This window comes from Streptomyces sp. NBRC 110035 (assembly GCF_000829695.1).
GTDB lineage: Bacteria > Actinomycetota > Actinomycetes > Streptomycetales > Streptomycetaceae > Streptomyces.
Genome location: NZ_BBNN01000025.1, coordinates 54,168 through 79,747, shown reverse-complemented (window position 1 = coordinate 79,747; position 25,580 = coordinate 54,168). Strand labels below are relative to the sequence as shown.

Below are 25,580 nucleotides of genomic sequence, written 5' to 3'. Positions count from 1 at the left end.
GGCGGTTGACCGTCAGGCAGGGAGACCCCTGGTCGTGGCGCATGCGGCCGTCGGCGAGTTCGACATCCCCTCGGGCACGTGGGCGCCTCCCCGTACCGCCCGCCCGCCCTGGCACCCCTCCACGTCGGACACGGACGCGAAGCCATGGACACGGCTGCGGTCGCCCACCGCCCCGGCCAGGCCGCTACCGGTGCCGGGGGCGACGATGTCGGCAATCTGGCTCACGGTAGCGAATCACTCGCTTAAGGTGATCGGGTCCGGTGCTGCCGCGCCGGGGCGATGGGGAGTGGGAGTGAGTTCTACGGCTGCAGCCGGTTCGCGGGCGGAGGCGGCGTCGACCGGTCAGGACGTGAGGTCGCCGGAGGCCGACCCGTGGCAGGAGACGCTCAGGAGATTCGCCGGGTCGACGGGGGACGACCCCGCGGTGGCCGACGAGGCGCTGCGGCGCCTTGGCGCCGGGCTGTTGACGGTGCGCGACATGCGGTTGGTGCTCCTGGGGACGGCGCACCTGCCGGGTTGGCAGCCGGTGCGCCGAGCCGTGATCGACGTCCTGGCCGACGACGTGGAGTCGGCGCGGCACGTTCTCGTCACCCACACCCAGATCGAGGTGCTGCCGCCCCCTCGGTACGAAGAGGTCCCACCGGAACACGGCGGCACCGGTGCCGCGTTCGCGGCCGTGGTCGGTACCGCGGGCGCACAGGTCACCGGACCCGCCCGGCAGGCCCGTACCGGCCGGGAGGCGAAGGACCGGGCGGCGCTCGCCCTGCTGGCAGCTCTGGCCGGCGTCGAACCGCCGGACCGGGGCGGAGCGGCCGGGCGCCTCGTCCTGCCGGGCATGCTGACGGAGGTCTTCGAACACCGCCTGCTGCGCGCCCTGTCGACGGGACGGGGGCCCGGCCCGGAGCTGGAGGGGGAAGCCCTGCGCCGGGCCGGCACGGGACGGCTGCGCCACCGCGACCTGTACCTGCTGCTCCTCACCGCCCGGGGCAGGGAGTGGACCAGGACGCGCACGGCGGCACTCCGGCGGGCCGCGGCGATGCCCCCGGCTCCGGCCAGGCTGCTGCACTGGTACGCCGAACAGCACGGCGGGGGTGAGGGGCACGGCCTGTCCTACGAGGAGGAGCCGGCCCCCGCCGGAGGCCGCCACCGCGTGCGGGCCCTGCTGCGGGCGGAACGCACGTGGAGCGGGCCGGAACGGACCGCCTGGTCACGCGGGACGGCCAAGCACTACGCCTGCTGCGCGCTGCTCGCCGAACTGGCCGGCCTGCCGGAGCCCGCCCCGCAGGTCGAGGACAAGCGGGCCGGGACCGTACGCATCACGGTCCCCGCGCAGGGCCAGGACCCGGTCAGGACGCTCAACAAGCACTGTCAGCGGGAGGCGATCACCAAGCCCGAGTCGACGCTGCGAACCCTGGGATCGCGCGTGGAGTGCACCTACCGCTGCCGCCACCGGGCCAGTGACCTGCAGGTCCAGGCCACCGCGGTCGGCCCGGACAAGAACGCCGCACGCGGCGCGGCGGCGCTGAAACTGCTGCGCGAGCTCGCCTCCATCGACACCCCCGCCCTCCCCGGCATCCCCGGCATCCCCGCCGTCCCCGGGGACGCGGGCGACCGGCGTTCCCCGGGGCCGGGACCCGCGGCCACGCCGCCCGCCCCCTCCCCGGCCCGGCTGCACGAAGCGGTTGCCGCGGGCTGCCCGGTGTCGTTCGTGCCCGCCCGGGGCTCGGGCCCGGCGGTGTGGTGGGTGCGGGACGATGGCTCCCGTTCCCGTGCGCTGCCGGTGACCGGCCTGTCCGCCCCGCCCGCCGCCGGGTGGCGGGCCGGGCTCGCGGACGGCCTGCCCGCGGTGCACCGGGCCGGTGCCGACGCGGACCCGACCGCGGTGTTCTGGCAGCGGGCGGTGCACATCGCCCTGCAGCTCGTCCGGGCCCGGCTCGTCCATCCCGCACTCGACGGGCGCGGGCACGCGGTATGGCGCGTGGGCCCGGTCCCGGCGGACGCCGAGGACGCGTTGACGGCGCTCGCCGCGGCGGCGCCGCCCGGCGCCGTCCTGTCGTCCGGTCCCGGGTCCGGGTCCGGTACGAGCGCGCGCCAGGCGATCCTCGCCTGCTGCGACGCGGTGGCCGACGCGCTGGTGCGCACCCCGGCCGCCGTCCTGTGCGGGGCCGGCCCCTGGACGGCGCCCGTACCGGGCCCGGTCACCGCCGGGACGCAGGGGGCGGTGCGCGGCTGGCTGGACGGTGTGGAGGACCTGGCCGACGGCGGCCCGGCCCCGCTGCTGGTCCTGCGGGTCCGGCCGCCCGGCGACGAGCAGGCCGCCGCCGACCGGCTCACCGCCGACCTGCACCTGGCCCCGGCGGGATCCTGCACCACGGTTTCCGTCCCTGCGGGGTCCGGACCTGCGGGGTCCGGACCTTCCGGGTCCGGCCCCGCAGCTGCCGGCCCCGGCATGCCGGACGAGGTGGCCGCCGCCCGGGTGTGGGCCGGCACCGCGCGTGTCGGCGGCGAGGACGCCGACACGGTCCGGCCGCGGGTCCGGCGGGTCCTGCGCCGGACCGCGCGGCTGCATCAGGCACCGGCCGCACTGGCCGCGCTGGCCGGTGAGGAGAACCCGCGGCAGTGCGTCCTGCGCTCCGGCGACATCGTCGCGCTGCTGGAGCAGGAGGCCGAACTCGCCGGAGCGGGCGTACGGGTGGTGTGGCCCGAGCGGCTGCGCACCGCCCTGTCGGCGGCCGCGGTCGTCGGCACACCGGACGGGGGCACGGATGAGGGCAGCCCGGCCGGGCCCGGACGGGCGGCCGGGGAGCGGCCGCGGTTCAGCGTGACGGCGCTGCTCGACTTCCGCTGGCAGGTCGCTCTCGACGGCGCCGACCTCAGCGAGGAGGAGATGGACGCCCTCGCCGAAGCGGCCCGGCCGCTCGTACGCGTCCGCGGACAGTGGGTCCTCGCCGACCCGGTTCTCCGGCGCCGTGCCCGCCACCGGCTCCTGGGCCGGCTGCCCGGGACGCAGGCACTGACCGCCGCCCTGACGGGCACCGTCACCGTCGCCGACGACACGGTGGCCTGCCGGCCCGCCGGACCGCTCGCCGACCTGATCGGTGTGCTGCGCCGGGGCGAGCACCATCCCGAGGCGGTGCCCTCCCCCGCCGGGCTGACGGCCGCCCTGCGCGGCTACCAGCAACGGGCCCTGACCTGGCTCGCGCACACCACCCGCCTCGGGTTCGGCGCGGTCCTCGCCGACGACATGGGGCTGGGCAAGACCCTCACCGCGCTCGCCTTCACCCTGCACCACCAGCAGTGCGCTCCCGGCCCGGCGCTGGTGGTCTGCCCGGCGTCCCTGGTGGCCACCTGGTGCCGCGAGGCCGCCCGCTTCGCCCCCCGCCTGCCGGTCGTCGCCTACCACGGCGCCGAACGCACGCTGGAGGCGGTCACCGACACCACGCTGGTGGTCACCACCTACGACCTGCTGCGCCGCGACGCCGCCCGCCTCGCCGAACGGCACTGGGGCCTGGTCGTCGCCGACGAGGCCCAGCACGCGAAGAACCCCGCCTCCGCCACCGCCCGCCGGCTGCGTGCCCTGCCCTCCACCACCCGCCTGGCGCTGAGCGGCACCCCGGTGGAGAACAACCTGTCCGAGCTGTGGTCGCTGCTCGACTGGACCAACCCGGGCCTGTTCGGACCGCTGACGGCGTTCCGTTCCCGGTGGGCGAACGCCGCGGAGAAGAACCCCGACGGCGCGGAGGCCACCGAACTGGGCCGGATCGTCGCCCCGTTCCTGCTCCGGCGCCGCAAGACCGATCCCGGTATCGCCCCCGAACTCCCGGCGAAGATCGACCGGCCGCGCCCGGTGCAGCTGACCACCGAGCAGGCCGGCCTGTACGAGGCGGTCGTCCGCGAGACCCTGCAGCAGATCCGGGACGCCCGCGGCATCGAACGCAACGGCCTGGTCTTCAAGCTCCTGACCGCGCTGAAACAGATCACCAACCACCCCGCTCACTACCTGCGTGAACAGCCGCCCACCAGCGGCGAGTCACCCGCGTTCACGGCACGCTCGGCGAAGACGGCGGCCCTCGTCGACCTGCTGGAGACGATCCGGGCGAGCGGCGAGGCCGCACTGGTCTTCACCAGCTACGTCGCCATGGGCCACCTGCTCACCGCCCACCTCACCCACCTCGGCCACGACCCGCTCTTCCTGCACGGGGCGACGCCCCTGGCCGAGCGGACGCGCAGGGTCGACGCCTTCCAGGCCGGCCGGCACCCGGTGATGGTCCTGTCCCTCAAGGCGGCCGGGACCGGCCTGACCCTCACCCGCGCCGCCCACGTCGTCCACTACGACCGCAGCTGGAACGCCGCCGTGGAGGACCAGGCCACCGACCGCGCCCACCGCATCGGCCAGCACCGGACCGTCACCGTGCACCGTCTGATCACCCGGCACACCGTCGAGGACCGCATCGACGAGCTCCTCACCCGCAAGCGTGCCCTGGCCTCCGCCGTCCTGACCGGCGGGGACCGGGCGCTCACCCGGCTCACCGACCGGGAACTGGCCGACCTCGTGGCCCTGGGGGAACACCGATGAACAGTCCCCACACCACCACCGGACGAACCCACGCCCCCCTCACCGACCACGAACCGACCGACCCCGTGGCCCCGGGAGCACACCGATGAACAGGCCACACACCACCACCGGGTGGGCCCACGCCCTGAGCGCCGCCCTCGCCCGGGCCGCCGGGGACACCGCGCTCCTGGACGCGGCACGGCGTCTGCTCCTCACCGCCGAGGCGGGCCCGCTCAACGTCAACCGGGGCTTCGCCACGACCAAGTTCCCCCTGCCCGGCGGTCGCGTCGCCCGGCCCCGGCTGCTCGTCGCCGAGCTCACGGACACCGGCTGGGACCGCGTCGAGACCGCGATCCGCGCACGCCCCGACGCCACGGCCGTCGCCGGGACCGCCGCCGTCAGCGACCTGCTCACCGACCCGGCCCACACCGGCGGCGTCCCCCTCGTCCCCGGCCCGGAGGACATCTCCCACACCTGCACCTGCGCCCCCGAGGCCGCCGGCACCGCGTGCCCGCACTCCGTCGCCCTCGGCATGCTCCTCGCCGAGCGGCTGCTCACCACGCCCGCCGCGCTGTTCACCCTGCGCGGCCGCCCCCACCAGCACGTGAAGAAGCGTCTGCGCGCGAGCGGCACGCCCCCCGGAGGAGCCGGAACCCCTGTGTCCGGGCCCCCACCCACCGCCACGGTCCCTGCCCAAGCCCCGGCCCCGGCCCCGGCCCCGGCCCCGCCGAGCCTGCCCGCACCGCCGATCCCCGGCCCGGTCGACCTCGACCTCACCGGGGCACGCCCGGTACCGACCGGTGCACTCGCCGAGCCGCCCGCCCCGCTGCCCGCGGCCGGGGGCCTGGACGCGCTGGCGGCGGACGCCGCCCACCGCGCCGGTGCCCTTCTCGACGGGCAGGAGACACCGGCCTGCCCCGGCCCCGGCAGCGACATCGCGCGCTTCCTGGCCCTGCCGCACGGGGTGCCGTTCCGGCAGGCCGCCATGGACCGTCTCGGCCTGGACCTCGTCGGCATGGGCCACTACCGGCTCGCCCACGCCCACGGCGGGCCGTGCGGAGCAGCCGCCTACCTCGAACCGTTCGCCGTCGGCCACGACGTCCTCGCCGACGCCCAGGCCCGCATCCAGCCGCTGCGCCCCGCCGCCACGGCCCCCGTCGTGTGCGAGCACAACCGGCTCACCGACGACGCCGCAGGCATCCAGCTCAGGTACGGGCCGGACGGGCGCTGGCACCCCTACCGCGCCCCGTACGGCGTCTGGCAACCCGTTCCCGGCCCGTCCGCCGACCCGGCCCGGGCCTACCGTGCCGCCCGCACCGCAGGACGCACGAACCGGCGTACCCCGTAGCGTCCCCTCCCGCGTCGGCTCACCGGTCCCGGGCCGGCGTCCTCGGCCGGAGGATGTCGTCGAGGGAGTCCTCGCGCCATTGCTCGAGGAGTCGGTGGAAGGCGTGGGCGCCGTGGGGGTAGGCGGTGGGGCCGTTGGGACGGCCCCGGCCCTCGCGGTTGTAGTAGCCGGGGGTGCAGTCGGCGTGGAACCACTCGTGGTCGGGGGCGTCCTTGGCCAGGGTGGCGAGCCAGGCGTCCTCGAGCTCGCGGGACGGTTCGAGGAGGGCGTCCCCGGCTTCGGCGGCGGCGACGAGGGCGGCGGCGTGGACGGCCTGTTCGTCGAGGATGTGGGTGAAGTTGACGCTGCTGGCGTTCTGCAGGGTCCCCATCCGGATGAGGTTCGGGAAGCCGTTGCTGGTGAAGCCGTGCAGGGTGCGCGGGCCCTGCTGCGCCCACGCGTGCAGGAGCTGGGTGCCGCCGCGGCCGTACACCGGCAGCTTCCCGGAGAGGACGCCGGAGGTCCCGACGTCGAATCCGGTCGCGAAGATCAGGCAGTCGAGTGCGTACGTGACGCCGCCGACCACGACGCCGTTCTCGGTGACGCGCTCGATGCCGTGGGTGTCCGCGGTGTCGACCAGGGTGACGTTGTCTCGGTTGAACGCCTGGTAGTACCGGTCGGAGAAGGTGGGGCGCTTGCAGGCGTACCGGTACCAGGGCTTGAGCTTCTCCGCCGTGTCCGGGTCGGTGACCGTCTCCTCGACGCGGGCGCGGAGTTCGTTCATCTTCGCGGCGTCGGCGGCTTCGAAGGCCGCCCGGTCGCCCTGGCGGCGGAAGCTCGGCAGGAGCTTCTCCAGGAGGCCGGCCGACTCGGTCCAGCGGTCGGCGACGAGGTCCTCGTCGGCGGGTTCGCCGGAGACGATGCGGAGGTAGTTGTCGCGGCGGGCGGCCGCCCAGCCCTCGCGGTCGGCGGCGACGTCCCGGGCGGTGGTGCGGCGGTTGGCGCGTACGTCCGCGGTGGACGGGGTGCGCTGGAAGACGTGGACGTGCGCGGCGTCCTCGGCCAGCATCGGGATGACCTGGATGCCGGTGGCGCCGGTGCCGACGACGCCCACCCGCTTGTCCGCGAGGCCGGTCATCCCGCCGTCGGGGGTGCCGCCGGTGTAGGCGTAGTCCCACCGCGAGGTGTGGAAGGTGTGCCCCTCGAAGTCCTGGATGCCGGGGATCCCGGGGAGTTTCGGCGTGGACAGCGTGCCGGTGGAGGTGACGACGTACGTGGCGTGGAAGGCGTCACCGCGGTCGGTGGCCACGATCCACGTCCCGGATGTCTCCTCCCAGGTCAGCGAGGTGACCGAGGTCGAGAACAGGGCGTGTTCGTAGAGGCCGGACTGCCGGGCGACGCGCACCGCGTGGCGGCGGATCTCCTCCCCCGGGGCGTACTTCCACTCCGGGACGTATCCGGTCTCGTCGAGCATCGGCAGGTACACGTGCGCCTCGACGGCGCAGTGGATGCCCGGGTACCGGTTCCAGTACCAGGTGCCCCCGAAGTCGCCGCCCGTCTCGACGACGCGGACGGACCGCACACCCCGCTGCCGCAGCCGCGCCCCGGCCAGGATGCCGCCGAACCCGCCGCCGACCACGGCGACGTCGACGGTCGTGCGGCGGCTCGCGCCCGGCGGCCTCACCGACGTACGGGTCGGCGGCGTAGTAGCCGAACTCGGCTTCGGTGGCCTGGTACTGGGCCGCGCCGTCCGGGCGTACGCGCCGCTCGCGCTCGACGCGGTAGCGCTGCCGCAGCGCCTCCAGTTCCTCGGGGGACGGCGCTCGGTGGGGCATCGTGCGAGGGATCGTCATGTGGGGGACCCTGCCTCAATCCTCATGGTGTTCCGGCCGCGTCGGCCCGTGCGGCCGTCGGCTCCGCTACGGCAACAACTACCGGACAGCATTGTCCGGTTGGGAATCGGACGCGCGGTGGCGCGTACTGGTCCGTCCCGGCCCCACCGCCGCCGGCACCCCCACCCCCGCCCCCACTCCCACTCCCACCCAGCAGCCGACAGGAAGAGTGACCCCCATGCGACGACTCCCCCTCCGCTCCCTCGCCGTGCTCGCCACCGTCGGCGCCCTCGCCCTCACCGGCTGCGGCACGCAGACGGGTGACGTCGGTGAGCAGACGGCCGGGGCGCCCGGTGCGGGCGGCCGGACCCTGCGCGCACAGCAGGTGATGCAGCTGACCGAGGTGCACGAACAGACCGGGATGACGCTGCTGGAGGGGCCGGTCTTCGGCGCGGACGGCGGCCTGTTCGTCGTCGACGTCACCGCGCCCGAGGACGAACCGAAGGTGATGCGGGTCGACGTCCGCAGGAAGACGAAGCGGGCCGTCCACACCGACGGGCGCGGGACGTACACCTCCGCGCAGTTCAGCCCGTACGACGGGCGGCTCTACCTGACCGACTTCGCCCACGGGGAGGCGGTCAGCCTGAACCCGGACGGCAGCGACCCGCGGACCTTCTTCTCCGGTGAGGTCGACGGAGCCCCGATGAACCCCGACGACCTCGCCTTCGACGAGGACGGCCACCTGTACGTCAGCGACTCGCGCGGCCTGACCGAGGGCCGGGCGCTCGGCCGTGTGGTGCGGATCGACCGCGACGGCGGGCAGGCCACCGTCCTGGCCGACAAACTGGCCGCGACGAACGGGATCTCCTTCGACGCGGAGTAGCGCGGGCTGTGGTTCAGCGAACTGACGGAGAACCGGATCTCCTACCTCCCCGTCGGCGGCAGGGGCGGGGTCACCGCCCGGCACACCGCGATCCGGGTCGACGGCGGGATCGCGCAGACCGACTCGATCGCCGTGGACGCGGACGGCAACCTCTGCCAGGGGCTGCACGGGCGGCCCACGATGGTCGTGTACGACCGGCACGGTGAGCGGCTGGCGACGGTCGAGGTGCCCGCGCGTACCGCCGAGGGCCTCGAGTCGGCGACGAACGTGGCGATCACGCCCGGCGGGACCAGGGCGTACATGCCCGTCAGCGGGCCCGCGGGCGGGTACCTCTACACCTTCGACGCGCTGGCGGAAGGCACCCGGCAGTCCAACGGCGGCTGACGCCCCCGACGGGGAAGCCCGCTACCCGTGGAAGGGCCGCACCGGCCCCACCTCGACGCCGAGGAGCCGCCAGGCCGCCAGGGCCCTGCGCTCCCGCTCCTCGTGGGAGGGACCGGTGGCGGCACCGGAGACCATGGCGACGGCGAGCATGAGGTCGTCCGCCGTGGCCAGCCGGTGGCCGGCGTCCGGCAGGTGCGCGCGCAGGGCGTGTTCGACCCGCCGGGACAGGGCCAGGGCGTGGGCGCGGACGGCGGAACGGTGGTCCGACCCGTCGGCGTGCAGGAGGCCGATGAACGCCGCCGACTCCTTCAGGTGCCAGGTCAGCACCCCGAGCACGCCGGCGAGGGTCGCGTCCTCGGCCGCGGCCGCCTGTTCGACCTCCCGGACGTTCTCCTCCAGTACGGCGGTCGTCACCGCGGCCCGGTCGGGGAAGTGCCGGTACAGGACGCCCTGCCCGACCCCTGCGCGGCGCGCGATCGCGGACAGCGGAGCGTCCAGACCGTGCTCCGCGTAGATCTCCCGGGCGGCGGCGACCAGCGCGGCACGGTTGCGGGCGGCGGCCTTCGGCCCGTCGTTCGCGGGCCGCCGCTGGTCCGGCACGGGGTGCTGCGTCATCCCGGCAGAGTACGGCAGCGCCCGCCCGGCACCACGGAGCCGGTTCACGCGCCGCGCATCTCCCACAGCAGCAGCTCGGCCCCGGTCACCGCGACCGCCTCGGCGTCCCTGGTGTCCGTGAGGCGGGCCGCGTCACCCGGCCCCAGCCGGGCCCCGTCCAGCAGCACCTCACCGCGCACCACATGGGCGTACACGTACGCGGCGTCCGGCAGGGCGGTCCGCTCCCCCGCCGCAGGCCGGCGGACGTGGAGCACGGCGCCCGCCTCGGGGAGGGCGTACGGGGTGGAGTCGGCGACGCCGCGGACGACCTCGTAGAAGGGGTCGCCGCCGGGTTCCAGCGGGGCCAGCCACATCTGGAGAAAGGTCAGGGGCCCGGGGCCGTCGTTGCGTTCCACGTGCCGCACGCCGGACGCGGCGCTCAGCCGCTGCACGTCGCCGGGGCGGACCACGCTCTCGTGGCCGGTGGAGTCGCGGTGGGTCAGTTCGCCCTCCACCACCCACGTCACGATCTCGGTGTGGCGGTGCGGATGCTCGCCGAAGCCGGCACCGGGGGCCAGCCGCTCCTCGTTGCAGGCGATCACCGCGCCGAAGCGGAGGTTGTCGGGGTCGTAGTGGGGGCCGAAGGAGAAGGCGTGCCGGCTCTCGATGCCGGCCGCCGGATCGCCGCCCTGGAAGCGCCCGTGCGCGCGCCGTACGTCCGTCACGCCGTCCACGGTAGTCCCGACGTGGGCCTCTCGGTCCCGGCGGGAGACCTCGCGGCAGCCCCGGCGACGCGTCCCGGCGTCCGGATGAGGCAGTCTTGTCACCGTGCCCGAACCCGAAACCGGCAAGCCCGAGACCCCGGCAGGCCCCGCCCACCCGCATCCCGCGACGCTGAAGCGGCTGGAGAGATCGTCCGGCCACCTCGCCGCGCAGGCGATCCTGCGGATGGACGAGACACTGCCCTGGTACCGGGCGATGCCCCCGGAGAACCGTTCCTGGATCGGGTTGGTCGCCCAGGCCGGCATCGCCGCCTTCACCGAGTGGTTCCGGCGCCCGGACGCGCCGCAGGCCATCTCCACCGACGTCTTCGGGACGGCGCCGCGCGAGCTGACCCGGGCCATCACGCTGCGGCAGACCGTGGAGATGGTGCGCACCACCATCGAGGTCATGGAGAGCGCCATCGACGAGGTGGCCGCGCCGGGCGACGAGTCGGTGCTGCGCGAGGCGCTGCTGGTGTACGCGCGGGAGATCGCGTTCGCCACCGCGCAGGTGTACGCGCAGGCCGCCGAGGCACGGGGTGCCTGGGACGCGCGGCTGGAGTCGCTGGTCGTGAACGCTGTGCTCAGCGGCGAGGCCGACGAGGGTGCCGTGTCCCGGGCCGCCGCCCTGGGGTGGAACTCGCCGGAGCACGTGTGCGTGCTGCTCGGCACCGCGCCCAACGGCGACTCGGAACTGACCGTGGAGGCGATCCGGCGGGCCGCCCGGCACGCCAAGCTCCAGGTGCTGACGGGGGTGCTCGGGGACCGGCTGGTGGTGATCGCGGGCGGCAGCGACAACCCGCTGGCCGTCGCCAAGTCACTGATCGGGCCGTACGCGCAGGGTCCGGTGGTGGCGGGGCCGGTGGTGCCGGACCTCCAGGCGGCGACCCGGTCCGCGCAGGCCGCCGCGGCGGGCCTGAAGGCGTGTTCCGCCTGGGAGGACGCGCCGCGTCCGGTGCTGGCCGACGATCTGCTGCCGGAGCGGTCGATCGCCGGTGATCCCGCGGCCCGCGAGCAGTTGGTGGAGGAGATCTACAGACCGCTGGAGGAGGCCGGGGCCGCGCTGCTGGAGACGCTCAGCGTCTATCTGGAGCAGGCGAGCAGCCTCGAGGGGGCCGCACGGATGCTGTTCGTGCACCCCAATACCGTGCGTTACCGGCTCCGACGTGTGACAGACGTCACCGGATGGTCACCCTCCGATGTACGCTCTGCGTTCACACTGCGGATCGCACTCATCCTGGGGCGTCTGGCCGACGGCGATCTTCAGCTCTAGCTTCTTGTCGGGGTTCCACAAAACCCCCTCGTGTTCTTGGTCCCTGTCCCCACGGGCGGCTTCGGCCGTCGTCAAGAGAGAGTGTGAGAGTGCTCGTACTCGTCGCTCCCGGCCAGGGCGCTCAGGCGCCCGGCTTCCTGACTGAATGGCTCGACCTTCCCGGTGCCGCGGACCGCGTCGCCGGCTGGTCCGACGCCATCGGACTCGACCTCGCCCGCTACGGCACCGAGGCCGACGCGGACGCGATCCGCGACACGGCCGTCGCCCAGCCATTGCTGGTCGCGGCCGGGCTGCTGTCCGTCTCGGCACTGGGTGCCGGTGCGGCCGACGCCGCCTCGGCGGTGGCGCGGATCGCGCCCGGCGCGGTCGCCGGTCACAGCGTCGGCGAGTTCACCGCGGCCGCGTTCGCGGGGGTCCTCGACGACACGGCCGCGCTGAGTCTGGTCCGCAGGCGGGGGCTGGCCATGGCCGACGCCGCCGCGGTCACCGAGACCGGGATGGCGGCGCTGCTCGGCGGCGACCCGGACGTCACCGTGGCGCACCTGGAGAAGCTGGGGCTGACCCCGGCGAACGTCAACGGCGCGGGCCAGATCGTGGCAGCCGGCACCAGGGAGCAGCTGGCGGCGCTGGAGGCGGACAAGCCCGAGGGCGTGCGCAAGGTCGTCGCGCTCAAGGTGGCCGGCGCCTTCCACACCCACCACATGTCTCCCGCGGTCGACACCCTGGCGAAGGCGGCCGAGGACCTGGCGCCGGGCGACCCGAAGGCCGTGTACGTGTCGAACAAGGACGGCGCCACGGTCGCGACCGGTGCCGGGGTGCTGGAGCGCCTGGTCGGCCAGGTGGCGAACCCGGTCCGCTGGGACCTGTGCATGGAGACGTTCAAGGAGCTCGGGGTGACCGCACTGATCGAGGTGTGCCCCGGGGGAACCCTGACCGGCCTCGCCAAGCGTGCGCTGCCCGGTGTGAAGACGCTGGCCCTGAAGAGTCCCGCCGACCTCGACGCCGCCCGCGAGCTCGTCTCCGAGCACGTCTGACGCCCCAAGGAGCAGAATCCGCATGGCGAAGATCAAGCCCGCGAAGGGCGCCCCGTACGCCCGCATCCTGGGGGTGGGCGGGTACCGGCCCACCCGGGTCGTGCCGAACGAGGTGATCCTGGAGACGATCGACTCGTCCGACGAGTGGATCCGCTCACGTTCCGGCATCGAGACCCGGCACTGGGCGTCGCCCGAGGAGACCGTCGCGGCGATGTCCGTCGAGGCGTCGGGCAAGGCGATCGCGGAGGCGGGCATCGACGCCGGGCAGATCGGCGCCGTGGTCGTCTCGACCGTGTCGCACTTCAAGCAGACCCCGGCCGTGGCCACGGAGATCGCCGACCTGCTGGGCACGGACAAGGCCGCCGCCTTCGACATCTCGGCCGGCTGCGCGGGCTTCGGCTACGGCCTCACCCTCGCCAAGGGCATGGTGGTGGAGGGTTCCGCCGAGTACGTGCTCGTCATCGGCGTGGAGCGGCTGAGCGACCTGACCGACCTGGAGGACCGGGCCACCGCCTTCCTGTTCGGTGACGGCGCGGGCGCGGTCGTCGTCGGCCCGTCCGGGGAGCCCGCGATCGGCCCGGCCGTGTGGGGGTCGGAGGGCGACAAGTCCGAGACGATCAAGCAGACGGTGGCGTGGGACCGCTTCCGGATCGGCGACGTCTCCGAGCTGCCCCTCGACAGCGCGGGCAACGTGAAGTTCCCCGCGATCACCCAAGAGGGCCAGGCGGTCTTCCGCTGGGCCGTGTTCGAGATGGCGAAGGTCGCCCAGCAGGCGCTGGACGCGGCCGGGATCACCTCGGACGAGCTGGACGTCTTCATCCCGCACCAGGCCAACGTGCGGATCATCGACTCGATGGTGAAGACCCTCAAACTGCCGGAGCACGTCACGGTCGCCCGTGACGTCCGTACCACCGGCAACACCTCGGCCGCCTCGATCCCGCTCGCGATGGAGCGGCTCCTGGCGACCGGCGAGGCGAAGAGCGGCGACACCGCGCTCGTCATCGGCTTCGGGGCGGGTCTCGCTTACGCCGCAACGGTCGTTACCCTCCCCTAGGCACTCCGTGCCGGATCACCCCGGTCCGGTACGGGAACCGCACCACCTGCCGCTGTCGCGGCAGGCGACACACCCTCAGGAACCACAGCGAAGGAGCCATCATGGCCGCCACTCAGGAAGAGATCGTCGCCGGTCTCGCGGAGATCGTGAACGAGATCGCCGGCATCCCGGTTGAGGACGTCCAGCTGGACAAGTCCTTCACCGACGACCTGGACGTCGACTCGCTGTCCATGGTCGAGGTCGTCGTCGCCGCCGAAGAGCGCTTCGACGTCAAGATCCCGGACGACGACGTCAAGAACCTCAAGACGGTCGGCGACGCGACCGAGTACATCCTCAAGCACCAGGCCTGAGCAACGCTCGGGCCGGGAGCCCCGGCCCCGCCACCCGGCGGTGGCGCCGTACGAATCCTCGTAATCCGTTGGAGAAAGAATTCCGATGAGCTCGACCAATCGCACCGTGGTCGTCACCGGTATCGGCGCAACCACACCGCTGGGTGGCGACGCGGCCTCGACCTGGGAGGGTCTGGTCGCCGGACGCTCCGGCGTCAAGGCCCTGACAGAGGAGTGGGCCGCCGACCAGGCGGTCCGTATCGCGGCCCGCGTGGCCGTGGAGCCCACCGAGACCATCCCGAGGCCGCAGGCCCGCCGCCTGGACCGCTCGGCGCAGTTCGCGCTGGTCGCGGCGAAGGAGGCGTGGGCCGACGCCGGCTTCGAGGGCAGGGCCGGTGAGGACCCGAACGTCGCCCCGGACCGGCTCGGCACGGTCATCGCCTCCGGCATCGGCGGCGTGACGACCCTGCTGGACCAGTACGACGTGCTGAAGGAGAAGGGCGTCCGCCGCGTCTCCCCGCACACCGTCCCCATGCTGATGCCGAACGGCCCGTCGGCCAACGTCGGCCTGCTCGTGGGCGCCCAGGCGGGCGTGCACACGCCCGTCTCCGCCTGCGCGTCGGGCGCGGAGGCCATCGGCTACGGCATCGAGATGATCCGTACCGGCCGCGCCGACGTCGTCGTCGCGGGGGGCACGGAGGCGGCGATCCACCCACTGCCGATCGCCGCGTTCGGCAACATGATGGCGATGTCCAAGAACAACGACGACCCGCAGGGCGCCTCGCGTCCCTACGACGTCGGCCGGGACGGCTTCGTCCTCGGCGAGGGCGCGGGTGTGATCGTCCTGGAGTCCGCCGAGCACGCCGCGGCGCGCGGCGCCCGCGTCTACGCGGAGGCGGTCGGCCAGGGCGTCTCGGCCGACGGCCACGACATCGTGCAGCCGGAGCCGGAGGGCCGCGGCATCTCGCACGCCCTGCAGAACCTGCTGGACGCCACCGACCTGGCGCCGTCCGAGACCGTGCACGTCAACGCGCACGCCACCTCGACGCCGGCCGGTGACATCGCCGAGCTGAAGGCGCTGCGCAAGGTGTTCGGCGACGACGTCGACCACATGGCGGTCTCCGCGACCAAGTCGATGACCGGGCACCTGCTCGGCGGTGCCGGTGGCGTGGAGTCGGTGGCGACGGTGCTCGCGCTGTACCACCGGGTGGCTCCGCCGACCATCAACGTCGACACCATCGACCCCGAGGCCGAGGCGAACGCGGACGTGGTCCGCGGCGAGGCGCGCAAGCTGCCCGTCGAGGGCCGCATCGCCGCCCTCAACGACTCGTTCGGGTTCGGCGGGCACAACGTGGTGCTGGCGTTCCGGTCGGTCTGACCCGCGCCGGTACGCCGGTGCGCCCCGTGCGCAGACGAGAAGGGCCCCACCTCACGAGGTGGGGCCCTTCCGTGTGCCGGGGGGCGGGAGACGCGGTACGGGAGACGCGGTACGGCTGTGGTCAGACGACCTGGTGGAGCCAGCGGACCGGGGCGCCCTCGCCCGCGTAGCGGAAGGGTTCCAGTTCGTCGTCCCAGGGCTTGCCGAGGAGCTTGGCGATCTCGGCCTCCAGGTCGGTCTCGTCGTGCTGGGACCTGGCCAGGGCGGCGCGCAGCCGGTCCTCGGGGATCATGATGTCGCCGTGCATGCCGGTGACGGCGTGGAAGATGCCGAGGTCGGGGGTGCAGCTGTAGCGCTCGCCCTCGGCGGTGGGGCAGGGCTCCGAGGTGACCTCGAAGCGCAGCAGCTGCCAGTCGCGCAGCGCGGAGGCGAGCTTGGAGGCGGTGCCCGCCTGTCCCTTCCAGGAGAACTCCGAGCGCCAGGTGCCGGGGGCGGCGGGCTGCCGGATCCAGTCCAGGCCGACGCGCACGCCGAGCACCCCCGCGACGGCCCACTCGACGTGTTGGCACAGCGCGCGCGGCGCGGAGTGCACGTACAGGACTCCACGTGTCGTCACCGGAACCTCCGGACAGAGCGGGACAGGTCGGAAAGGGCCGATCAGCGGGGGCCGGGAGGCCCGTTGTGGCCGAGGCTACCGCGTGGTGGGGGCAGGAGTGTGACGTACCGTCCGTCCAGGTGCCCGGAAACTTCCGCCATTCACCCGGCAGGACGACAACCCCGGGGATGCCGCCTCCGGATCGTGCGAGCCGCTCCGGGGGTGCCGCCGTTCCAGGGGCGCCGTCCGGGTGAGCCGGCCGGGGCGGACGGTCGGGCAGGTGGGAACTCCCGTGCGTTGTTATGCATGGGGGACGGTGACGACGACGTGCGGGGAGGCTGCGGGATGGACCAGGGGACGCGGTGGAGGGCGCCCGGGCGCGGCCGTTCGCGGGCCGTGCTCGCCGTGGTGGCGACCGCCGTGCTGGGGGCCGCCGGCTGCGACGCCGTCGGCGGTGAGGAGGCCGCTCCGTCCGGCGCCGGGGAGAAGAAGGCCGCGCCGGCCCCGTCGCCCACACCGGTCTGGGACACCAGCCCCGCATCCGTGGCCACCGTGGGCGATTCGATCACGACCGGTTTCGACGCGTGCTCGGTACTGACGGACTGTCCCGAGGTGTCGTGGGCGACGGGCAGCAGCGGGAAGGTCGACAGTCTGGCGGTGCGGCTGCTGGGTCCGGCGGGGGCGGCCGAGCGGAGCTGGAACTACGCGGTCACCGGGGCGCGGATGGCGGACCTGCCCGGTCAGATGGCCCGGGCGGTGACCCGCGCGCCGGAGTTGGTGGCGGTGATGGCCGGGGCGAACGACGCCTGCCGGGCCACGACGTCGGCGATGACGCCGGTGGCCGACTTCCGCGCGGACTTCGAGGACGCGATAGGCACCCTGCGCAAGGCACTGCCCACGGCCCAGGTGTACGTGGCGAGCGTGCCGGACCTGAAGCGGCTGTGGTCGCAGGGGCGGACCAGCGAGACGGGCAAGCAGGTGTGGAAGCTCGGCATCTGTCCGTCGATGCTGGGCGATCCGGACGCCCTGGACGCGGCGGCGAACGAGCGGCGCGAGACGGTGCGGGCCCGGGTGGAGGAGTACAACAGGGCGCTGGAGGAGGTCTGCGCCGCGGACGAGCGGTGCCGCTACGACGGCGGGGCGGTGTACGCGTACAGGTTCGGCACCGCGCAGCTGAGCCGCTGGGACTGGTTCCACCCCGGCGTCGACGGTCAGGCGAGGCTGGCGGAGATCGCCCACCGTACGGTCACGGCGGCGAAGCCGTGACCTATTGTTTCGCACATGAACGAACTCTTCGGCACACTTTCCGACGGCACCCCGGTGCACCGCTGGACCCTGGAACGGGCCGGCGTAGGGGTACGGGTCCTGTCGTACGGCGGGATCGTGCAGGCCGTCGAGGTGCCGGACCGTCAGGGGCGGTCCGGGAACGTGGTGCTGGGCTTCCCCGGCCTGGACGGCTATCTCGCCCATCCGGAGCCGTACCTGGGCGCGGTGGTCGGGCGGTACGCCAACCGCATCGCGGGTGCCCGCTTCGCGCTGGACGGCCGGGTCCACACGCTCGCGGCGAACAACGGGCCGAACTCGCTGCACGGCGGTGAGCGTGGCTTCGACAAGCGCGTGTGGGACGTGACGCCGGTCGCGCACGGTCTGCGCCTCACCCTGGTCTCCGCGGACGGCGAGGAGGGCTTCCCCGGCCGCCTGGAGATGTCGGTGACGTACACGCTGGACGAGCGGGGCGCCCTGGGGATCGCGTACGAGGCGGTGACGGACGCGCCGACGGTCGTGAACCCGACGAACCACTCGTACTGGAACCTGGCCGGCTCCGGCAGTGCGGCCGGGCACGAACTGCGGCTCGCCGCCTCCCGGTTCACGCCCGTCGACGCGGATCTGATCCCGGACGGCGACCACCGGGACGTGACCGGCACCCGCTTCGACTTCCGCGGGGCGCGCAGGACGGGCACCGGGTACGACCACAATCTCGTGCTCGACAAGGGCGTGACGCCGGCGCCGGTGGAGGTCGCCGAGCTGTACGACCCGGCGTCCGGGCGGGTGCTCACGGTGGCGACCACCGAACCCGGGATGCAGCTCTACACCGCCGACCACATCGGGGAGCCGTTCGCCCCCGGCGCCGGCATCGCGCTGGAGACGCAGCACTTCCCCGACTCCCCGAACCGGCCCGACTTCCCGGGCACGGTCCTGCGGCCGGGCGGGACGTTCCGCTCGGAGACGGTGTACGGCTTCGCCGTGCGGCCGTAGCGGGACCTCCGGGGGAGACGCGTGTGAGCCCCGGTCCGGGGTCAGGGTCCCGGACCGGGGCTGCTCATGCGGAGGAATACCCCGGCCCGCGGGAACTACCCCGGTTCAGACGGTAATCGTCGCGGTGATCCCGCGGTCCGCGATCGAGCACTCGGTCAGGAGTTCGTACGAACCCTTCACAAAGGACCACGACGCGGCCACCGCGCGGCACGCTCAGGGACCGTCCCGGCGGATCGGCGGGGGCTGCTGCGACGGTGTCACGGGCGCCTTGGCGCCGTCGCCGTCCCCGGTCTCCTCGCCGAGCAGGTCGCGCGCCATGAGGGTGGCGCCCGCGACCGCGCCCGGCATCAGGAAGACGGCGACGAACGGGACGAGGAAGGCCAGCGCCAGCGGCGTGCCGAAGCCCCAGACCAGGGTCTTGCGGCCCCGCAGCAGGGCCAGCCGCGCCCGCAGCTCGACCTCGCGCCGCTGCAGGGCCACCGCCGTCAGCTCCTCGGTGAGGAAGAACCCGGTGACCATGAAGCCGATCACCGGCACGACGGTCTGCCCGGCGAGCGGGACGAACCCGAGCGCGAAGAGCAGCACCGCCCAGAGCAGGGCCCGTACGACGATGCGGAGGCTGTCCCGGCCGGAAATCCACAGCTCCCGCCACAGCGGCAGGCCGGACTCGGGGGCGGTGCCGTCGGGCGAGACGTCCCGGTCGGCCTTCTCGGAGAGGCTGTCGTAGAAGGGCTGGCCGATGAGCAGCGTCACCGCGGTGAAGGTGAGGACGGAGAGCAGCAGGCCGAGCGCGAAGAGGAGGACGGTGAGCAGGCCGCGGAACAGGCCGGGCCAGGGGCCGGCCCAGTCGTCCGCGAACGGTGTCGCCCAGCCGACGAAGTCCGCTCCCCACACGGCCAGCGCGATCAGCGCCGCCGCGTAGAGCACCAGTGCGATCAGCCCCGGCAGCAGGCCGAACCCGTACTGCCTGCCGTGCCGGGCCACCCATCGCTGGCCCTTCAGGAGATACCGGAAACCCACCCCAAGATCGCGCATGGGGGAACTATAGGGCCCGGCGCCGGCGTGCCGTCGGCCGGCGGGCCGGCCCCCGGAGCCGCCGGCCGACGGGCGGCGTCAGAGCTTGACGACCATCTTTCCGGTGTTGTCGCCGCGCAGGACGCCGAGGAACGCCTCGAGGGTGTTCTCGATGCCCTCGGCGACGGTCTCCCGGTACTTGAGCTCGCCGGAGGCGACCCAGGGCCCGACCTCCCGCACGAACTCCGGCTGGAGGTCGTAGTGGTCACCCACCAGGAAGCCCTCGATGCGGCCCCGGGTCTGGATGAGGCGGGCGAGGTTGCGCGGGCCCGGCGCCGGTTCCGTGTTGTTGTAGACGGAGATCATCCCGCACACGGCGATCCGCCCGCCCCGGTTCAGCGAGCCGATCGCGGCCTCCAGGTGCTCCCCGCCGACGTTGTCGAAGTAGACGTCGATGCCGTCCGGCGCGGCCTCACGCAGCTGCCGGCCCACCGGGCCGCTCTTGTAGTTGAAGGCCGCGTCGAACCCGTACTCCTCGAGGAGCAGGGCGACCTTCTCGTCGGAGCCGGCGGAGCCGATCACGCGCGCGGCCCCCTTGAGCTTCGCGAGCTGCCCCACCTGGCTGCCGACGGCGCCGGCGGCCCCGGAGACGAAGACGGTGTCGCCCTCCTTGAAGGCGGCGGTGCGCAGCAGTCCCGCGTAGGCGGTGAGCCCGGTCATGCCCAGCACACCCAGGTAGGCGGAGAGCGGCGCGGCCTGCGCGTCCACCGTGACGGCGCCCTCGGCGTCCACCAGCGCGTACTCGCGCCAGCCGAGGCCGTGCAGCACGTGGTCGCCGACGGCCAGTCCTTCGGCGCGGGAGGCGACGACCTCGCCGACGGCACCGCCCTGCATGGCCTCGCCCAGCGCGTACGGCGCCGCGTAGGACTTGGCGTCACTCATCCGGCCGCGCATGTAGGGGTCCACGGAGAGGTACGTGTTCCGCACCAGCACCTGGCCCTCCCCCGGGGTGGGGATCTCCGCCTCGACCAGGGCGAAGTCCTCGGGCTTCGGCCAGCCGACGGGCCGGCTCGCCAGGTGCCATGCGCGGCCGGTGGCGGGGAGTGCGGGGGTGTCGGGCATGGGGTGGAGCCTCTCCTCGAAGTGTTTCATTACCTGAAACAACCATGCAGCTGAATATTTCAGGATGTCAAGCATGTGGGTACCCTGGAGGCATGGCCGCCACACCCGATTCACCCCACCGCCCCGACGCCCTGACACTGGAGGTGGTCGGCCTCATCGGCTCGGTGGTGGCCCGCTACCACGAGGAGTACGAGGAGGCGGCGGCCGGACACGCGCTCACCGGCGCGCAGGCCCGCCTCCTGAGCCTGCTCTGCCTGGAGCCCCTGCCGATGCGGAAGCTCGCCCACCGCCTGAAGTGCGAGCCGTCGAACGTCACCGGGATCGTCGACCGTCTGGAGTCCCGCGGCCTGGTCGAGCGCCGGCCGGACCCGGCGGACCGCCGCGTGAAGGTGGCGGCGGCGACGGAGGAGGGGCGCAGGGTGGCCCGCGGCCTGCGCGAGTCGCTGCGCTTCGCCCGCGAGCCGCTGGCGGCCCTCACGGAGGAGCGGCGCCGTTCGCTGCGCGACACCCTGCGGACGATGCTGGACACCGAAGGGGCGGTGCCCGAAGGCCGGGAGTGAACGGCCGTCAGGTGCACCACCACAGGAAGCGGTCGCAGGTCCGGGAGGGCTCCGGTTCCGGCTCCGCTTCCGGCTCCGTGGCGCTCGGGGCCGGGTCGTCCGGGGTGTCCGGCCGGGCCGGGGGCTCCTGCGGCCCGGCCGCCGTCGGGCCGGCCGGGGCGGTGCCCGCGGGCGCCGGGGGCGTCGCCTCGCCGGACTCCTCCTCCGCCTGCGCGGATTCCTCCGAGGCCGGTGACTCCGAGGCCGGTGACTCCGAGGCCGGCGGCGAGCCGGACTCCTCCGGTGCGGGGGACGCCACGGACGTCTCCGCGCCCGCGTCCGGAGCGCCGCTCGGCTGCGGTGCCGGCTCGACCTCGGACGCTCCGCCGTCCGGCGTCTCGTCCCCGACCACCGCCGGCCCGGACTGCGTCCCGGGCATGTCCGGCCCCAGCTCTGCAAGGCTCAACGCGCCCACGGCCAGGACTGATCCCGCCAGGACCAGCAGCGACCGGCGCCGCCGCCTGCGGTGCGCCGCGGCCTTGCGGTCCCGGCGGCTCGCACCCGCCCCCGGGCCTTCGTCCGCGACCGGAGTGGTGCCGTCCGCGGACACAGCGGTCCGGCCCTCGGGCACAGCGGTCGCGGGGTCCTCGCCCTGCCGCTCCCCGGGCCCGGCGGGCCCGGCGGCGCCATCCGCCCCATCCGCCCCCCACGGCCCGCTCCGGGTCCGGCCCGGGTCCGCGGTCCGGCCGGGGCCCGGGTTCCGGCTCCGCCTCCCGCCCGGGTTCCGGCAAGCCGCTCCCGTGGACCGCCGCCGGAGAGGCGTCCGAAGCCTCCGGGCCGGCCGGGAGGATCTCGACGGGGGTGCCGCACCCAGGGCATGCGAGGGCGCCGCTGAGGTGCCTTCGGCACGGGTGGCAGTAATCCATGACGCGGGAAGACCAGGTTCCGCTCACGCCCGGTTCCTAGAGCGGGATGTAAAGGTTCGGTAGAGGCCCGCGCCCATTGGTTCCGAAACTGTCGAAACCGTTGTGCGCGCGACCCATTGACACGTCCGCCGCACCGTCCTTACTGTCACGCCAGCATTTCGAACGTGTGACGAAATATCGAACACGTCGCACCGCAACACCGACAGGTCACAGGGTCACCAACGCAGCGAGGGGCAACGTCCGTGCGTATCACCGGAATCAGCACACACGTGGTCGGGACGCCGTGGCGCAACCTGACGTACGTCCAGGTGCACACCGACGAGGGACTCACGGGAGTCGGCGAGACCCGGATGCTGGGCCACACCGACGCCCTCGTGGGTTATCTGAAGGAAGCGGAGGCCAACCACATTCTCGGCTCGGACCCGTTCGCTGTCGAGGACCTGGTCCGCCGGATGAAGTACGGCGACTACGGCCGCGCCGGGGAGATCGTGATGTCCGGTATCGCCGTCGTCGAGATGGCCTGCTGGGACATCAAGGGCAAGGCCCTCGGCGTCCCCGTCTGGCAGCTGCTCGGCGGCAGGGTGACCGACAAGGTCAAGGCGTACGCCAACGGCTGGTACACCACGGAGCGCACCCCGGAGGCCTACCACAAGGCCGCGCAGACGGTGATGGAACGGGGCTACCGGGCTCTGAAGATCGACCCGTTCGGTACCGGGCACTTCGAGCTCGACCACAAGGAGAGCCTGTACGCCGTCTCCCTGATCGAGGCGGTGCGCGACGCCATCGGCCCCGAGGCCGAGCTGATGCTGGAGATGCACGGCCGCTTCTCCCCCGCCACCGCCGTCCGGCTGGCCAAGGACCTGGCCCCCTTCAAGCCGGCCTGGCTGGAGGAGCCGGTCCCGCCGGAGAACCTCAAGGCGCTGGAGAAGGTCGCCGCCAAGGTCGACATCCCTCTCGCCACCGGTGAGCGCATCCACGACCGCATCGAGTTCCGTGAGCTGTTCGAGAGCCAGGCCGTCGACATCCTGCAGCCGGACGTCGGCCACATCGGCGGCATCTGGGAGACCCGCAAGCTCGCCGCGACCGCCGAGACCCACTACATGCTGGTCGCGCCGCACAACGTCGGCGGCCCGGTGCTCACCGCCGCGTCCCTCCAGGTCGGCTTCACCTCACCGAACTTCAAGATCCTGGAGCACTTCAACGACTTCGCCGACGCGGAGATCAAGAAGGTCGTCAAGGGCGCACCGCAGGTGAACCCCGAGGACGGCTGCTTCCACCTCTCCGACGCCCCCGGCCTCGGCGTGGAGCTGGACGTCGACGCGGCGGCCGAGTTCCCGCAGCAGCAGGCCCGGTTCGACCTGTGGGCCGAGGGCTGGGAGCAGCGCAGGCCCAAGGGCACGCAGTGACCGGCCCCACGGCCGGCGCCGCGGGCGCGTCCCTCGTGGCCGTCGTCGTCGAAGGCCCCGGCACGCACCGCCTCGTCGCCCACGAGCCGCGCGATCCCGGCCCCGGCGAGGCCCTGGCCCGGGTGCACGCGAGCGGTATCTGCGGCAGCGACCGGGAGGTGTACCAGGGCAACCGCCCCGAGGGGTACGTGCGCTACCCGCTCACCCCGGGCCACGAATGGTCCGGGACCGTGGAGCGGGTGGGCGCGGGCGTGCCCGCGTCGCTCACCGGCCGCAAGGTCGTCGGCGAGGGCTTCCGGAACTGCCAGGTCTGCGACCGCTGCCACGCCGGTGAGACGACGCTGTGCTCGGCGGGCTACGAGGAGACCGGGTTCACCCAGCCGGGGGCGATGGCCGCCACGCTGACCCTCCCGGCCCGGCTGCTGCACGTCCTGCCGGACGACGCCGACCTCACCGCGGCGGCACTGCTGGAGCCGGCGGCCTGCATCGCCGCCGCCGCGCTCAAGGCGAACACCGTGCCCGGTGAGCGGGTCGCCGTGGTCGGTACGGGCACCCTCGGCATGTTCGCGGTGCAGTTCCTGCGCGCGAACTCCCCGGCCGAACTCCTGGTCGTCGGCACCCGCGCCGACCGCGAGGAACTGTCCCGCCGGTACGGCGCCACCGCCTTCCGCACCAAGGACCAGCCGCTCCCGGACGACTTCGACGTGGTGATCGAGACCGCCGGGTCCGCCGACGCGGCCCGCACGGCCGCCACGCTGCTGAGGCGTGGCGGGCGGCTCGTCCTGACGGGCATCCCGGCACCGGGCGCGGACGGTCTCGACCCGACGGACCTGGTCGTACGGCAGCTGGAGGTGCACACCGTCTTCGGGGCGCCGCCGGACGCCTGGGCGCACACGGTGCGGGTGTTCGCCGCCGGGCTGCTCGATCCGCTGCCGCTGGTCACGCACGAGCTGCCGCTGGCCGGGTTCTCGGAGGCCATCGAGCTGGTGGGGTCCGGCGACCCGAAGGTGGGCAAGGTCCTGCTGCGCCCGTAGGGCCCCGCCGGTACGCGCGTGCGGGGCCGGTGAACGGTCCCCGCCCGCGCGTACACGGCGCCCCTCCGGCTCCCCGCCCCGCCCGGCCCCTCGCCGAGGCCGCGCACCTCGTCCGACATACCGAACAAAAGGACACCTTGTGACCGACGCTTCCGCCAAGGCAGCCCGCAGGCCCGGTGAGCAGGCGCTCACCGCGCTCGGCCTGGGCGCGCCCGCCCCCGACCCCGCCGACGCCTCGCCGCACTCCTTCCCCGACGGCGGCCGCTGGCGCACCGAGGTTCCCTCCTGCGAGGGGCCCGAGGCGCTGGCGGTGGTCCTGAAGGAAGCCTCCCGGCTGGACGTACCGATCCACCGGATCAGCCAGGGCAGCGGCGTCTGGATGCTGACCGACGCCGAGATCACCGAGATGGTCGAGGCCACCGCCGAACGGGACATCGAGCTCTGCCTGTTCACCGGCCCGCGCGGCACCTGGGACATCGGCGGCTCCACCCGCAGCGACTCGCGCGGCGCCGGGCTGCGCGCCCGGGGCCACGACGCGGTCGCCGGCTGCGTCGAAGACGCCGTGCGGGCGACGGAGCTGGGCGTCACGTGCCTGCTCGTCGCCGACGAGGGGGTGCTGTGGACGCTGCACCGGGCACGGGCGGCCGGAATCATCCCGCAGGACACCACGCTGAAGCTCTCGGCCCTCGTCGGACCGGTCAATCCGGCCTCGTACGCGGTCTACGAGCAGCTCGGCGCCGACTCGGTCAACGTGCCGAGCGACCTGACGCTCGATCACCTCACCGAGATCAGACGGGTCTCGGCCGCTCCGATGGACATGTACATCGAGGCCCCCGACGACCTCGGCGGCTACGTCCGGATGTACGAGGTGGCCGAACTGATCCGGCGCGGCGCGCCGCTGTACCTGAAGTTCGGCCTGTCCAAGGCGCCCGGGATCTACCCGTACGGGCACCACATGCGGGACGTCACGCTGACGAGCGCCAAGGAGCGGGTACGGCGCGGCCGGCTCGCCCTGGACCTGCTCGCCCGCCACGGCGCGGACCGCGACATGGACCCGATCGGTTCACGGCTCCCGGGGAAGCTGCGCAGGTTCGACATCTCGTCATAACGTTCCGGAAACGCGGCTTCACAGAAGCAGACACAGCCGCGCACAACCCCACACGCCCCTAGTCGGTTCCCTCCGGCGCCCTCCTCGCACCGCGCCCCCGCACCTCTCCCCCGATCCACCCTTCGTCGTCAAGCGCCTCGCCCCACAAGCGAGTTCACACCTCCGGACCGTCACCG

Annotated in this window: 19 protein-coding genes and 2 pseudogenes; 14 read left to right on the top strand and 7 right to left on the bottom strand. The window is 73.8% G+C overall.

All coding sequences use genetic code 11. The features are described from left to right. Positions 1-292: 292 nt before the first annotated feature. Both TU30_RS15360 and TU30_RS15355 read left to right on the top strand, forming a co-directional pair. Positions 293-4,576, top strand: coding sequence for a DEAD/DEAH box helicase (locus TU30_RS15360; protein ID WP_234307871.1), 4,284 nt, complete (start codon positions 293-295; stop codon positions 4,574-4,576). An 85-nt stretch (positions 4,577-4,661) separates the two neighbouring features. Continuing rightward, positions 4,662-5,903 carry a hypothetical protein gene (locus TU30_RS15355; RefSeq protein ID WP_042170013.1) on the top strand — a complete coding sequence of 414 codons (1,242 nt, stop codon included), beginning with the start codon at positions 4,662-4,664 and terminating at the stop codon, positions 5,901-5,903. A 19-nt stretch (positions 5,904-5,922) separates the two neighbouring features. Here the strand turns inward: TU30_RS15355 and TU30_RS15350 are convergent. Then, positions 5,923-7,717 (bottom strand): annotated as a pseudogene (locus TU30_RS15350) (flavin-containing monooxygenase). Between the two features lie 235 nt (positions 7,718-7,952). Between TU30_RS15350 and TU30_RS15345 the strand changes: the two are divergent. Next, positions 7,953-8,981 (top strand): annotated as a pseudogene (locus TU30_RS15345) (SMP-30/gluconolactonase/LRE family protein). Between the two features lie 21 nt (positions 8,982-9,002). Here TU30_RS15345 and TU30_RS15340 read toward each other — a convergent pair. Both TU30_RS15340 and TU30_RS15335 read right to left on the bottom strand, forming a co-directional pair. Further along, the gene (locus TU30_RS15340) at positions 9,003-9,596 is read right to left on the bottom strand and encodes a TetR/AcrR family transcriptional regulator (protein WP_042170310.1); all 594 of its coding nucleotides are present in this window, start codon (positions 9,594-9,596) and stop codon (positions 9,003-9,005) included. A gap of 44 nt (positions 9,597-9,640) precedes the next feature. Beyond that, positions 9,641-10,300 carry a pirin family protein gene (locus TU30_RS15335; RefSeq protein ID WP_042170309.1) on the bottom strand — a complete coding sequence of 220 codons (660 nt, stop codon included), beginning with the start codon at positions 10,298-10,300 and terminating at the stop codon, positions 9,641-9,643. A 103-nt stretch (positions 10,301-10,403) separates the two neighbouring features. Between TU30_RS15335 and fasR the strand changes: the two genes are divergently transcribed. The 5 genes from fasR (at position 10,404) to TU30_RS15310 (ending at position 15,404) form a co-directional block, all read left to right on the top strand. Continuing rightward, positions 10,404-11,609, top strand: a complete 1,206-nt coding sequence (gene fasR / locus TU30_RS15330; protein WP_042170011.1) for a fatty acid biosynthesis transcriptional regulator FasR — start codon at positions 10,404-10,406, stop codon at positions 11,607-11,609. Positions 11,610-11,698: 89 nt separating this feature from the next. Beyond that, positions 11,699-12,643 carry an ACP S-malonyltransferase gene (locus TU30_RS15325; RefSeq protein WP_042170007.1) on the top strand — a complete coding sequence of 315 codons (945 nt, stop codon included), beginning with the start codon at positions 11,699-11,701 and terminating at the stop codon, positions 12,641-12,643. Positions 12,644-12,665: 22 nt separating this feature from the next. Next, on the top strand, positions 12,666-13,697 hold the full coding sequence (locus TU30_RS15320; RefSeq protein WP_042170004.1) for a ketoacyl-ACP synthase III: 1,032 nt from the start codon (positions 12,666-12,668) through the stop codon (positions 13,695-13,697). Positions 13,698-13,798: 101 nt separating this feature from the next. After that, on the top strand, positions 13,799-14,047 hold the full coding sequence (locus tag TU30_RS15315; protein ID WP_004988657.1) for an acyl carrier protein: 249 nt from the start codon (positions 13,799-13,801) through the stop codon (positions 14,045-14,047). A gap of 85 nt (positions 14,048-14,132) precedes the next feature. Then, complete coding sequence (locus TU30_RS15310) at positions 14,133-15,404, top strand: beta-ketoacyl synthase (protein WP_042169999.1); 1,272 nt, start codon at positions 14,133-14,135, stop codon at positions 15,402-15,404. A gap of 121 nt (positions 15,405-15,525) precedes the next feature. Here TU30_RS15310 and TU30_RS15305 read toward each other — a convergent pair whose 3' ends face one another. Next, positions 15,526-16,020 (bottom strand): DUF3145 domain-containing protein, encoded by a 495-nt coding sequence (locus tag TU30_RS15305; RefSeq protein WP_042169997.1) that lies wholly within the window; start codon positions 16,018-16,020, stop codon positions 15,526-15,528. A 324-nt stretch (positions 16,021-16,344) separates the two neighbouring features. Between TU30_RS15305 and TU30_RS15300 the strand changes: the two genes are divergently transcribed. Next, on the top strand, positions 16,345-17,265 hold the full coding sequence (locus tag TU30_RS15300) for an SGNH/GDSL hydrolase family protein (protein WP_042170308.1): 921 nt from the start codon (positions 16,345-16,347) through the stop codon (positions 17,263-17,265). A 15-nt stretch (positions 17,266-17,280) separates the two neighbouring features. Beyond that, the gene (locus TU30_RS15295; protein ID WP_042169995.1) at positions 17,281-18,255 is read left to right on the top strand and encodes an aldose epimerase family protein; all 975 of its coding nucleotides are present in this window, start codon (positions 17,281-17,283) and stop codon (positions 18,253-18,255) included. Between the two features lie 213 nt (positions 18,256-18,468). On the opposite strand, the gene TU30_RS15290 is transcribed toward TU30_RS15295, so the two are convergent. Both TU30_RS15290 and TU30_RS15285 read right to left on the bottom strand, forming a co-directional pair. Next, the gene (locus tag TU30_RS15290; RefSeq protein ID WP_042169992.1) at positions 18,469-19,290 is read right to left on the bottom strand and encodes an EI24 domain-containing protein; all 822 of its coding nucleotides are present in this window, start codon (positions 19,288-19,290) and stop codon (positions 18,469-18,471) included. A gap of 78 nt (positions 19,291-19,368) precedes the next feature. Further along, positions 19,369-20,391, bottom strand: a complete 1,023-nt coding sequence (locus tag TU30_RS15285; protein ID WP_042170307.1) for an NADP-dependent oxidoreductase — start codon at positions 20,389-20,391, stop codon at positions 19,369-19,371. Positions 20,392-20,483: 92 nt separating this feature from the next. On the opposite strand from TU30_RS15285, the gene TU30_RS15280 reads away from it, so the two are divergent. Continuing rightward, positions 20,484-20,951 (top strand): MarR family winged helix-turn-helix transcriptional regulator, encoded by a 468-nt coding sequence (locus tag TU30_RS15280; RefSeq protein WP_042169989.1) that lies wholly within the window; start codon positions 20,484-20,486, stop codon positions 20,949-20,951. 7 nt (positions 20,952-20,958) lie between these two features. Here the strand turns inward: TU30_RS15280 and TU30_RS15275 are convergent, their stop codons facing one another. Continuing rightward, positions 20,959-21,561 carry a hypothetical protein gene (locus TU30_RS15275; RefSeq protein WP_078878298.1) on the bottom strand — a complete coding sequence of 201 codons (603 nt, stop codon included), beginning with the start codon at positions 21,559-21,561 and terminating at the stop codon, positions 20,959-20,961. 537 nt (positions 21,562-22,098) lie between these two features. Between TU30_RS15275 and TU30_RS15270 the strand changes: the two genes are divergently transcribed. The 3 genes from TU30_RS15270 to TU30_RS15260 all read left to right on the top strand — a co-directional run bounded on the left by TU30_RS15270 (position 22,099) and on the right by TU30_RS15260 (position 25,404). Next, the gene (locus TU30_RS15270) at positions 22,099-23,262 is read left to right on the top strand and encodes a mandelate racemase/muconate lactonizing enzyme family protein (protein ID WP_042169987.1); all 1,164 of its coding nucleotides are present in this window, start codon (positions 22,099-22,101) and stop codon (positions 23,260-23,262) included. Continuing rightward, entirely contained in the window at positions 23,259-24,296 is a 1,038-nt protein-coding gene (locus tag TU30_RS15265; protein WP_199816858.1) for a zinc-binding dehydrogenase, read from the top strand. The genes TU30_RS15270 and TU30_RS15265 overlap by 4 nt, the downstream gene beginning before the upstream one ends. A 139-nt stretch (positions 24,297-24,435) precedes the next feature. Continuing rightward, positions 24,436-25,404 carry a hypothetical protein gene (locus TU30_RS15260; protein ID WP_042169984.1) on the top strand — a complete coding sequence of 323 codons (969 nt, stop codon included), beginning with the start codon at positions 24,436-24,438 and terminating at the stop codon, positions 25,402-25,404. Positions 25,405-25,580: the final 176 nt, after the last annotated feature.